Below are 11672 nucleotides of genomic sequence, written 5' to 3' on the forward strand. Positions count from 1 at the left end.
GCCGCTTCCGGCCCGTAATATCAGCGCCCGCAGTGAGATCCGTTCTCTCTGCGGGCGCCTGTTTTGTTTGTCATGCAGTCACTGATATGCCTCGCGGGTCTCTCCCTTCTGTCAGGGCATGGTCAGTGTCCGCGAACCGTCGGCGTTCACTTTTATCGCTACGTGAAGCGTGTCGTCGGGCAACAGCGGCTCTATCCGCTCGGCCCACTCGATAAAGCATGGCGAGCCGGAGTAGAAATAGTCGTCGAGTCCCAGATCGAGAGCCTCCTCGATGCTCTCTATGCGGTAGAGGTCGAAGTGGTAGATCGGTCGCGGCATCGATCCGCTGTACTCATTGATTATGGCGAATGTGGGCGATGCTGCCATGTCGTCGGCCACGCCCATCTTGCGGCACAGAGCCGAGATCAGCGTGGTCTTGCCTGCGCCCATTTCTCCGTCGAAGGCCACTACTGTTGCGCCCGAAGCCTCAAGAGCGTCGGCGAGCTTGGCTGCCGCGCTGTCGATGTCGGCGATTGTGGATATCTCTATTGTTGTCATAGCTTGCTTGTGAGTGTCACCAGCGGCACGAGCATCTCCTCCATCGAAATGCCTCCGTGCTGGAAGGTGCCGCGGTAGTATTGTGCGTAATGGTTGTAATTGTTGGGATAGGCAAAGAAGTCGCGACCGGTGGCAAACACGTATTCCTCACCGATCCGTTTCACCGGCAGACCGATCTCCGCCGGACGGTCGGCCACCATCACCTGCCGGGCGTTGTAGTCCATGCCGCGGCCGGCTTTGTATCGCAGATTGGTGGTGAGCGTGCGGTCGCCTACGATACGCTGCGGAGTGGCCACTCTGATTGTGCCGTGGTCGGTGGCGAGCACCACCTTCTGGCCTGTGGCCGCTATGCGGCTGAACAGCTCCAGGGTGGGGGAGTGGCGCAGCCATGAGTCGGTGATCGACAGATAGGCGGCGTCGGTCGACGCCAGTTCCCTGACCGTGCGCGACTCGGTGCGTGCGTGCGACAGCATGTCGATGAAGTTGATCACCACGGCGTTAAGTCTGCAGTCGGCGCGGTCGGCCATAGTGGAGATGAACTGCTCGCACCCCTCCGAATCAAAAATCTTGGAATAGCTCATGCGCTCGCGGAAGCCGTGGCGTTCGAGCTGCATCGCCAGCAGACGCTCTTCGGCCATATTTTTCGACTCGGCGGCGTCATCATCAACCCACAGATCAGGCCACCGGCGCTTTATCTCCGACGGCATCATGCCGGCGAAGATGGCGTTGCGCGCAAACTGTGTCGAAGTGGGGAGTATCGATAGCGACAGAGTTTCGTCGCTGAACGTAAACAGATTGGACAGGAGCGATTTCAGAGCCAGCCACTGGTCGAGTCTGAAATTGTCGATCACCACAAACCACACCGGATCCTCCTTCAGCAGAGGCATCACTCTCGAGCGTATCAGGCCGGGGCTTGTCAGCGGCTCGTTAAGCAGCAGATCGCGGTAGTTGCGGCGTATGAATTTGCCGAAAACCGTGTTGGCCTCGTCGATCTGGGTGGCGAGTATCGAAGCCATTTCAGCCGTGTCGGCCTGCAGCGTGTGGGTCTGGGCCGACAGCTCGGTCTGCCAGTAGACGAGACGGCGGTACAGATCCCTCCAGTCGTCGAGCGTAGCGCATTGGGCTATGCTTGCCGTTATCGCGCCGAATTCCGCACGATAGCCCGAAGTCGACGTGTCGGCCACCAGTCGACGGCCGTCGAGTGTCTTCTTTATCGAAAGAAGTATCTGGTTGGGATTTACGGGCTTTATCAGATAATCGGCGATGCGTGAGCCTATGGCGCGCTCCATGATGTTCTCCTCCTCGCTTTTGGTGATCATGATCACCGGCATGTGGGGGTGTTGCTGCTTGATGGACTGCAGGGTCTGCAGGCCGGTGATGCCCGGCATGTGCTCGTCGAGAATCACCATATCAAACTCCGCCGACTCCATCGCCTCAAGCGCGTCTGATCCGGAGCACACGGTGGTCAGTTCATAACCCTTGCTCTCCAGAAACATGATATGTGGCCGGAGCATGTCGATCTCATCGTCGGCCCATAATATGCGTGGTTGGCGATTCGTTGTCATTTGTAGCAAAATTAGTCAAATTCCCCCTAACTGACAAATCGCTGCCCTCCGATATCATCCGTTGTCGCCGATTGTTGGCGGGATATGGGTCGCCCGCGCTAGCCCGGGTCACCGGCTATCGCATATTGCTGCCGCCCTCGTCTCCGATCTCCTCCGATAATTCCGATAGCTCTTCTCCCTCCTCCTCTTCTCCGTTGAGGTAGTCGTCGAGCGAGAGTCCTGCGCCTATGAGGCGGGTGAAGTCGGGCTGCGATATGACTATCGGCCTCACCTCGGGCGTGATCCCCGAATCCGGATCGGCAAGCATCATGGTGAGATAGCGCGAGGCCTCCGCACGGTCGGCGAAGCCTTTGACGGCAAGCAGTCCGAGCGGCCCGAACTGCATCGGTTCGAGGTCGAAGTCGCGCACGGCGAATGTGGCGAAGTTGTAGCGGGCCACGTTATAGAGCAGGATATTGGGATTGATGGTGTCGACGGCAAATGCCAGCACCACCAGATGGGGTGCGTCGGCATCGCGCTCAAACGATATGCCGCTCAGGCTGTCGGTGGCGGCGGCGAGCATGGTTGAGTCGTTGGTGAGCCTCGTGGCCCAGATCATGCCGCGCACATTGGTGCCCGAACTGTTGATCTTGCGCCCTTTGAGGCTTTCGCGCAGCCATCCCGCGGCAAGCGGAGCCATATCGGCCTGGGGATATGTCTCCACCAGATGTTTCAGCCGCGAGCGGAACTCTCCGGCGTCGCCCTGCGTGGCGTAGGTCAGAGCGTCGATAAATAGAAATTTAGGCAGTATCTGGCTGGTGGGATAGTGGGTGCGGGCATATTCGGCGGCGCTGCGCACAGAGTCGTTGTCGTTGGCCAGATAGGCTTCGTAGGCGGCCGCATAGAGCTGTTCCTGCCGCGAATGCATCTCTTTGAGGTCGCGCAGATAGTCGGGATTGGCCATCGCTTTGCCGAGCGGGGTGTCGGCGAACTCACCGGCCATGAGAAGCCGCCACCGTTCGGCTTCGGCGTTGTCGCCTATTCGTGCGGCCATGAGATACAGATTGTGGTATAGCTCCGGACGGTATATGTTGTCGGGATATTGCCGCAGCAGTCGGTTCCAGTGGCGCCGGGCCTCGGTGTAGTCGTCGAGCTTGTCCTTCAGTATCAGCCCCAGGTTGAACAGACCCTCCTGTATGGCGTCATGGGCTTTCTTTCTCGACAGGCTGTCGGCCGGTATCTGTGCCAGATAGTAGGCGCGTTCGTGCGGGTCTGATGCCGCTGTGGCGCTCTGTGCGCCCTGCGGGTCGTCGGTGGCTGTGGTGTCGGGCTTTGCGTCGTTGGTGTCGGTGTCGTCTATTGCGGCGTAGGCGGCCTTGTCGCTGCGGCGCCAGTTGTCTTCCGGTTTGCGCGTGCCCCAGCGGCGGCGGAATTCGGCGCGGCCCGCCTCTATGGCCTGACGGTTGTAGAAATACCATGACCCGTCGCCGCTCTGGCGGGTGAATGCCGTGGGCGCCGATGCGTTGCCCGAGGTGGTGGATGCGGCGATCCCGGCGCTGTTGTCGGCGGCCTCCGCCTCCCGTTGCTGTCGTTCCTCCTCTTCGGCTTTGGCCTGCTCTTCGCGGCGCAGGCGCTCGATGATGGCGTCGATCGCTTTGAGCCGGTCGGTCTCGGGCATGTCGGCGAGCCGCAGCAGCGAGTCGTTGAGGCTGACGGTGCGGGAATACACGGCAAGCTCGTCGAGCACATCGCTCCGGTCGCGTATCTGCCTTATACCCTCGAATGTCTCGGGCAGAAGAGCCACGGCCTCGGCATAGCAGGGCTGTGCGTGGTCGTAGTCGGCGCGCTCGAAGTACAGACGTCCCAATGCAAGCCGGGCGAGAGCCATGTCGACGCCTCTGCGCTCCGATTTTTCGGCGGCCAGGGCGTAGGAGTGCATGGCCATGGCGGTGTCGCCGAGCGCTATGTGTATGTTGCCGGCCGCATAGTGTATCTGGTCGAGATAGCGTGCGTTGCGGCCGTAGCTTGTCATGCGTCCGAGGGCTTTCAGCTCGTTGCGCAGACGGTCGGCCGACATGGCGTCGAGGCCGGTCGTTTCGCTGCGCCGTATGCGGGCGTTGAAACGCATCGGGTAGGCCGCCGAGCTGCTCTTCTCCACTCTGCGGAAGGCTTCGGCAGCTCCCGCCTTGTCGCCTCCGGCGAGCATCACCTGTCCCAGCAGATAGGTGAGCCGCGTCTTCTGAGCGCCTTTGGCTGTGGCGGCGGCCTGGCGCAGCGGGGCGGCGGCGCTCTGCCAGTCGCGGCGGGCTATGGCGGCCTCGGCTTGTGCGAGGGCATACTGGTGGCGCAGTTCGTCCGATGTGAGGTCGCTCTCCCTGACGCGTCCGAGGGTAGCCTCGGCCTCGCCGGTCCATCCTTCGGCAAGATAGCTGCGTGCCTGCCATATACGTGCTTCGGCCACAGTCTGGGGCAGCCATGAGAAGTGGTTGGCCACGTACATGAATGTGGTGGCGGCGGGCAGAAACTCGCCGTTCATGTAGCGTGAGCGGCCGAGGAGCATCCATGCGTTGTGGAGATACGGATTATACTCTTCGCGCTGCATCCATTTGCGGTATTCCGGGTCGGAGCGGCGTCCGGCCTGACGGCGTGGCTTCTTCTTGATGGAGCGCACTCTGATGGCTTTCTGAGCCTTCTCTATCGATCGGCCGAAGTCGCCCTGGGGCTGCGGAGCCTTGGGGTCGCGGCGGGCTTCGGCGGGATGCACCGGCAGCAGGCGTGTGAAGTCGTCGTCGTATGACCGCTCCATGTCGGCCAGGGTCTGGCGGTAATGCTCGTCGCCGTTGAAAAGTATGTTGTAGCGGGTGATGAAGGACTGATACTGACGGTTGGCGGCGGTGTTCTTGCGCGTGGAGCATCCGCCCGCCGCCAACAGCACCGCTATGGCCATTATCCACAGTAGTAGTCTCATCATTCTATACATGCGGCAAAGTTAGCGAAAAATCGCGAGGTATCGGTCATGGCAAAATCCGCTCCGGCAAAAAATAAGACTGCCTGCGGCCGGAGCCGAGGCAGTCTTGTTAAGAATATGTTTACAGGCCGTGGGAGATCACATCATGCCGCCCATGCCGCCCATGCCGGGAGCGGGCATTGCCGGAGCGGGATTCTCCTCTTTCTTGTCGGCGATCACACACTCGGTGGTGAGGAACATGCCGGCTATCGAGGCGGCGTTCTCCAGAGCCACGCGGGTCACCTTGGCGGGATCGATCACGCCTGCGGCCAGAAGGTTCTCGTACTTGTCGGTGCGGGCGTTGTAGCCGAAGTCGGCGCTGCCGTCCTTCACTTTCTGCACTACTACGGCTCCCTCTACGCCGGCGTTGGCCACGATCTGGCGCAGGGGCTCCTCGATGGCGCGCTTCACGATGAGTATGCCGGTGGTTTCGTCATCGTTGTCGCCCTTGAGACCCTCAAGCGAGGCGATGCAGCGGATGTAGGCCACGCCTCCGCCCGGAACGATACCCTCGGCGATGGCGGCGCGGGTGGCGCTCAGGGCGTCGTCCACACGGTCTTTCTTCTCCTTCATCTCCACTTCGGAGGGTGCGCCGATATGGAGCACTGCCACTCCGCCGGCGAGCTTGGCCAGACGTTCCTGAAGCTTTTCGCGGTCATAGTCGCTGGTGGTGTTTTCGATCTGGGTCTTGATCTGTGCCACGCGGGCGGCGATGGCATCCTTGTTGCCGGCGCCGTTGACTATGGTGGTGTTCTCCTTGTTGACGGTGATCTTCTCGGCGCGTCCGAGCATGTCGAGAGTGGTGTTCTCGAGCTTCATGCCCTTCTCTTCCGATACTACGGTGCCGCCGGTCAGCACGGCGATGTCCTCAAGCATCTCCTTGCGGCGGTCGCCGAAGCCGGGGGCTTTGACGGCGCAGATCTTCAGGGAGCCGCGCAGACGGTTGACCACGAGGGTGGCGAGGGCTTCCGACTCTACGTCCTCGGCGATGATCAGCAGCGGACGTCCGCTCTGTGCCGTGGCCTCGAGTATGGGGAGCATGTCCTTGAGGTTGGAGATCTTCTTGTCGAAGATCAGCACGTAGGGCGATTCCATCTCGCACTCCATCTTCTCGGTGTTGGTCACGAAGTAGGGCGAGATATAGCCGCGGTCAAACTGCATGCCCTCTACGATGTCAACCGTAGTTTCGGTGCCTTTGGCCTCGTCGACGGTGATCACGCCCTCTTTCTTCACTTTCTTCATGGCCTCGGCGATGAGGCGGCCGATGTTCTCGTCGTTGTTGGCCGAGATGCGTGCCACGTCCTCGATCTTCTTGAAGTCGTCGCCTACCTCCTGGCTCTGGGCGCGGATGCCCTCCACTACGGCTGCCACAGCCTTGTCGATGCCGCGCTTGATGTCCATGGGATTGGCGCCGGCGGCCACGTTCTTGAGGCCTACGTTGATGATCGACTGGGCGAGCACGGTGGCGGTGGTGGTGCCGTCGCCGGCGTCGTCGCCGGTCTTCGAGGCCACTTCCTTGACGAGCTGTGCGCCCATGTTCTGGAACGGATCCTCAAGCTCCACTTCGCGGGCTACGCTCACACCGTCCTTGGTGATGTGGGGTGCGCCGAATTTCTTCTCGATGATCACGTTGCGGCCTTTCGGGCCGAGGGTCACTTTCACGGCATCGGCCAGGGCGTCGACGCCTTTCTTGAGCTCTTCGCGAGCCTTTATCTCAAATTTTATCTCTTTTGCCATGGTTGTTGGTCGTTTATATTGTTGAATTTATGGTGAGGGAGGTGAGAGCTGACCGCTTATTCCACGATAGCGAGGATGTCGCTCTGACGCATGATGAGGTATTTTTCGCCCTCGAATTCGATCTCGTTGCCTGAATATTTGCCGTAGAGCACAGTGTCGCCGGCCTTCACTGTCATCTCCTCATCTTTGGTGCCGCAGCCTGCAGCGACTACAGTGCCTTTGAGGGGCTTCTCTTTGGCGGAGTCGGGGATGATGATTCCGGCCACTGTCACTTCTTCAGCGGCGACGGGCTTGATAAGAACCCTGTCGGCCAATGGTTTGATGTTCATGATTCGGTAGTTTTTGTTTTATAGTTTCTGATTGTTGTCTTGTTGTCGCATTGTGGTGCATTATGCTCAATGCATATTCCGTGCCAAAGCGCGGGCGTGTCAGTCGGTCTGCCAAAATGGCAATGTCACCCTCTGGTTTGGCGATGGCATCAGAGGGGTAACGCCCTGCCTCATGCTAAAGTTCACCATAGGGAGTGGCAATGTCAGTAGCTGGGGCCGGTCACTTTGAATCTCCGGCGGGCTGATGTTTCAGCAGGGTGTCGATGGCGAGTCCTGCCAGAGTGAACCCGAATATGGCGGTGATATGGCACAGAGCTCCGTTGATGGCGCGCTTGCCGTAGGTCATGGTGCCGTCAGGGTCAGGCTCGTCGCCGGCGTTGGTCAGCAGTTCGGGAGAGTAGACGCAGCGGAATTTCCGGCGCGGCGTCATGCCGTCGCGCTTGAACCGGCGCCGGAGCGCCGCCGCGAGCGGACACCCTTTGACCTGCCAGAATTCGGCCACGCTGACTTTCGTGGGATCAGCTTTGAGCGCGGCGCCCATCGACGACAATAGCCGGGTCGAGGGGGTGGATGTGGCGTGGAGTATCAGAGCGGCCTTGTCGGCCAGGGAGTCGATGGCGTCGATGGTGATGTCATGCCCTGCTATGTCGAAGTCGGCGGCATGTTCGGCTGTGTAGCGGCGTCGCATCAGCCTCAGGTCGAGGCCGGGGTTTATGTCGAGAAGTCGCTCGGCGAGGATGTCGGTCTTCGGGCATCCGGTGGTCGATCCGAGAGCCATCACCTGGCGGTTGATGTTGGTCTGGGCCACGTCGTCGGGATCTACTATCGTGAGGCGTCCTATGCCGGGGCGTGCGAGGCATTCGGCGGTCCATCCGCCCACTCCTCCTATGCCGAATACTATGGCCGATGAGGCGGCGAGGCGCTCCATCTGTTCGTCGCCTATGAGGCGGCGGGTGCGGTCAAAACGTCGGTCGGTCACTGTCGTGATGAAATGTTATGTATGTGTGATGAAATTGATTGATATGCTTGAATTGCGCCGCTTGCTTGGACGGGCTGTCAGCATCGGTTGTGGCTGTCGGTTGCCGGAGCGTCATGACTGCAGGCTGAGACGCAGGCGGTCGAGCAGCGAAGGTCGATCCTGGTGAAGATGCACCGATGTGCGGTCGCTCTCTTTGTCGAGAAACACTATCGAGCTGTGAAGCGCCACTGCCACGCAGTCGTCGAAGTCGATTATGCCGTGGATATGTCCCAGAGGAAGGCTGTGGAACGGAGAACTCTCCGGAATACTGCCTATGATCAGGCTGTCGCCCTCGATGCCTATTCCGTGCTCGAGCGGCAGCTGCTCGAAGAGCAGAGCTATGTCGAGATCCTCCGATGAGGCCGGACGCTGCCGGTAGGTCTTGTAGATTGTGTCTATTACCTTTTTTGTCACCATGTCTTTTTCCTGCTTGGAGTGAAATGCATCCGGAGCGGGCGGTCTCAGGCCGCTCTCGCCCGTGTTTTACATTATAACGCTGATTATGCCGCAATTGTTTTGTCGGCCCTCATAATGACAGGGCGCTCCGGAGAGCGAAGCTGTCCGGAACGCCTTGTCATAGTGTATGTGGCTGATGCAGCGTTGGTCAGGCCAGGAAGCCCAGCAGCACGCCGGCTGCCACGGCAGAGCCGATGACACCGGCCACGTTCGGACCCATGGCGTGCATGAGCAGATAGTTCGACGGATCGTACTCCAGACCGAGGTTGTTGGAGATACGGGCCGACATGGGGACGGCCGATACGCCGGCGTTGCCGATCAGCGGATTGATCTTCTTGTGCTTCGGCAGGAAGAGGTTGAAGAGCTTCACGAAGAGCACGCCCGACGACGAGGCGATGATAAACGCCATGAAGCCGAGGGCGAAGATGCCGATGGTCTGCGCGGTCAGGAACTCCGATGCCTGAGTGGAGGCGCCGACGGTCATGCCGAGCAATATGGTGACGATGTCGGTCAGGGCGTTGCTGGCAGTCTTGGCCAGACGGGTGCATACGCCGCACTCGCGAAGCAGGTTGCCGAAGAAGAGCATGCCCAGCAGGGGTATGCCCGAAGGCACCACGAAGCAGGTCAGCAGAAGGCCGAGGATCGGGAATATGATCTTCTCGTTCTGCGACACGGCGCGGGCCGGCTTCATCTTGATCAGACGCTCCTTCTTGGTGGTGAACAGGCGCATCAGCGGCGGCTGGATCACAGGCACCAGAGCCATGTAGGAGTAGGCCGACACTGCGATAGCGCCCATCAGGTTGGGAGCCAGTTTCGACGACAGGAATATGGCCGTGGGGCCGTCGGCGCCGCCGATGATGGCTATGGCACCGGCCTGGTCGGGCGTGAAGCCCAGAAGCAGGGCCACCATGTAGGCGCCGAAGATGCCGAACTGGGCGGCCGCGCCGATAAGCATCAGCTTCGGATTGGCTATCAGAGCCGAGAAGTCGGTCATGGCGCCTATGCCGAGGAATATCAGCGGAGGATACCATCCGGCCGATACGCCGTTGTAGAGGATGTTGAGCACGGAGCCCTCCTCATAGATGCCCACGTCGAGGCCGGCGGTGGTGTTGAACGGAATGTTGCCTATGAGTATGCCGAAGCCGATCGGCACCAGGAGCATCGGCTCGAAGTCTTTCTTGATGGCAAGCCAGATAAAGAAAAGACCTACGGCCAGCATGACGAAATGCTCCCATGTGGCGTTGTGGAATCCTGTAAGGATCCAGAACTGATGGAGGTTGTTGGCTAAGAAATCACCGAATGACATAGCTTGATTCGTTTTATTGAGCTGTGGGTAATCAGGTGGTTTCTATCATTCGAGAGTGATGAGCACTGCTCCTTCGAGCACAGCCTCTCCCTGCGCTACGTTGACGGAGGCAACCTTGCCGTCGCGGCCGGCGTGGATGGCGTTCTCCATCTTCATGGCCTCGAGCATCACTACTGTGTCGGCGGCCTTGACGGTGTCGCCCGGCTTCACCTGCACGCTGAGGATCGTGCCGGGGAGCGGAGCCTTCACCTGATGGCCGGAGCCGGTGGTCTTGGGGGTGGCTATCACCTTGGCGCCGCTGTCGGTGCGCGGAGCGGCCGACGGACGGGGAGCGTTGACGATGGTCACGGGCTTGTCCTTGCGTTCGAGTTCCACCTTGTAGGGGATGCCGTTCACTTCCACCTGGGCTGAATTGTTGTCGATGTCGCCGACGGCCACCTTGTAGGTGTTGCCGTTGATCTTATATTTGTATTCTTTCATTGTTTTTGATGATATGGAGTATGGGTTAGGGAGTGATGTTGACGCTCATCAGTGACGCGGCGCCTGACGCATGTTGTAGATCTTCGAGTTCCACGGCGAGTAGGCTTTGCGCACCTTGTTGATGGTGAGCACGGTGTTCTCGCGGTCGTGGGCGTCGAGATGCTCGTGGAGCGCCAGGGCGATGGCTGCGATGGCCTCGCCCGAGTCGGAGTCGGGACGCTCTTCGCGTGTGAGCTCCTGAAGCTTGGCGCCGTGCGACTTGGCCTTGTTGCCCTTCGAATAGTGCTCGCCGATCTTGCTGATCACGTAGAAGCACACAGAGAGCAGCAGCAGAGCCGAGAACACGATGCACATGGCCATTACGGTCATGCCGAAGCCGTTCTCGTCGCGCTCGGCAAACATCTCAACCTTCGAGTTGGTGTCGCGGATCACGTTGGCCGAGCTGGGGGTCACGTGGCGTGCGCCCGAGCCGTCGCGCACCTCCCATTCGCCTGTTCCGTCCTCGGAGCGGGCGTAGGTGGTGTTGGGTGCGAGCGATGCGGGCACGGTCACCTCGTCGATGAGTGTCTTGCCGTCGGCGTCATACACTCCGATCCAGTTGTCCTGACCCTCGCGGAGGGTGAAGTTCATGTGGAACGTGCCCTTGGAGGGCTGGCCGTCGGCCCAGAACACCACATGCTGGCGTTTGGGGATACGGGTGTTGACATCACCCAGCGGCACAGGATATTTCTTGGGGTTGGAGGGGTCGTCGGTGATGAACACGCTCGAGATCTCAAGCGGGGCGAAAGTGGAGTTGAAAAGCTCCACCCACGCGCTGCGGCGGCCGTAGTCGTCCGTGACGCTGCTGTCGTTGGTCACCATCACCTCGTTGAGCCTCAGGCCTCTGCGACCCTGGGCCGAAGCGTCCGACGCCGCAATGAGCGCCACGACTGCCACCAGCACCGTTATACAGATTTTTTTCATGATGCTGACAGTGTTTTAGAGGGGGATGTTGCCATGTTTCTTGGCAGGATTGGTGAGTTTCTTCGTGGCGAGCTGCTGAAGGGCGCGGATGATGCGGAAACGGGTGTTGCGCGGCTCGATCACGTCGTCGATGTAGCCGTAGCGGGCGGCGTTGTAGGGGTTGCAGAAGAGCTTGTTGTACTCGTTCTCCTTCTCCTTGAGCACGGCTGCGGGGTTGTCCGATTCCTTGGCCTCCTTGGCGTAGAGCACCTCTACGGCACCGGCGCCGCCCATCACGGCGATCTCGGCCGTGGGC

At 60.1% G+C, this 11672-nt stretch carries 11 protein-coding genes; all 11 read right to left on the minus strand.

Annotation, left to right across the window (positions count from 1 at the left end):
• Nucleotides 1-111: 111 nt before the first annotated feature.
• The gene (tsaE, locus tag C5O24_RS07350; RefSeq protein ID WP_107035901.1) at nt 112-537 is read right to left on the minus strand and encodes a tRNA (adenosine(37)-N6)-threonylcarbamoyltransferase complex ATPase subunit type 1 TsaE; all 426 of its coding nucleotides are present in this window, start codon (nt 535-537) and stop codon (nt 112-114) included.
• Nucleotides 534-2102 carry a T9SS response regulator signal transducer PorX gene (gene porX / locus C5O24_RS07355; RefSeq protein WP_107035902.1) on the minus strand — a complete coding sequence of 523 codons (1569 nt, stop codon included), beginning with the start codon at nt 2100-2102 and terminating at the stop codon, nt 534-536. The genes tsaE and porX overlap by 4 nt, the downstream gene beginning before the upstream one ends.
• Nucleotides 2103-2217: 115 nt before the next feature.
• Entirely contained in the window at nt 2218-5052 is a 2835-nt protein-coding gene (gene porW / locus C5O24_RS07360; RefSeq protein ID WP_107681656.1) for a type IX secretion system periplasmic lipoprotein PorW/SprE, read from the minus strand.
• Between the two features lie 135 nt (nt 5053-5187).
• Nucleotides 5188-6825: a chaperonin GroEL gene (gene groL / locus C5O24_RS07365; RefSeq protein ID WP_107035904.1), complete on the minus strand. Its 1638-nt coding sequence runs from the start codon at nt 6823-6825 to the stop codon at nt 5188-5190.
• Nucleotides 6826-6881: 56 nt separating this feature from the next.
• Nucleotides 6882-7154 (minus strand): co-chaperone GroES, encoded by a 273-nt coding sequence (locus C5O24_RS07370; protein ID WP_107035905.1) that lies wholly within the window; start codon nt 7152-7154, stop codon nt 6882-6884.
• Nucleotides 7155-7374: 220 nt separating this feature from the next.
• Nucleotides 7375-8133 carry a tRNA threonylcarbamoyladenosine dehydratase gene (locus tag C5O24_RS07375; RefSeq protein WP_240604926.1) on the minus strand — a complete coding sequence of 253 codons (759 nt, stop codon included), beginning with the start codon at nt 8131-8133 and terminating at the stop codon, nt 7375-7377.
• 111 nt (nt 8134-8244) lie between these two features.
• Nucleotides 8245-8589 carry a hypothetical protein gene (locus C5O24_RS07380; RefSeq protein ID WP_107035906.1) on the minus strand — a complete coding sequence of 115 codons (345 nt, stop codon included), beginning with the start codon at nt 8587-8589 and terminating at the stop codon, nt 8245-8247.
• 187 nt (nt 8590-8776) lie between these two features.
• Nucleotides 8777-9934: a sodium ion-translocating decarboxylase subunit beta gene (locus C5O24_RS07385; protein ID WP_107035907.1), complete on the minus strand. Its 1158-nt coding sequence runs from the start codon at nt 9932-9934 to the stop codon at nt 8777-8779.
• A 45-nt stretch (nt 9935-9979) separates the two neighbouring features.
• On the minus strand, nt 9980-10414 hold the full coding sequence (locus C5O24_RS07390; protein WP_107035908.1) for a biotin/lipoyl-containing protein: 435 nt from the start codon (nt 10412-10414) through the stop codon (nt 9980-9982).
• 48 nt (nt 10415-10462) lie between these two features.
• Nucleotides 10463-11377 (minus strand): OadG family transporter subunit, encoded by a 915-nt coding sequence (locus C5O24_RS07395; protein WP_107035909.1) that lies wholly within the window; start codon nt 11375-11377, stop codon nt 10463-10465.
• Nucleotides 11378-11392: 15 nt separating this feature from the next.
• The coding region (locus tag C5O24_RS07400; RefSeq protein ID WP_275541803.1) for a carboxyl transferase domain-containing protein at nt 11393-11672 on the minus strand (280 nt) is incomplete at its 5' end.

Origin of the sequence: Paramuribaculum intestinale, from assembly GCF_003024925.1 — a bacterium.
Classification (GTDB): Bacteria; Bacteroidota; Bacteroidia; order Bacteroidales; family Muribaculaceae; genus Paramuribaculum; species Paramuribaculum intestinale.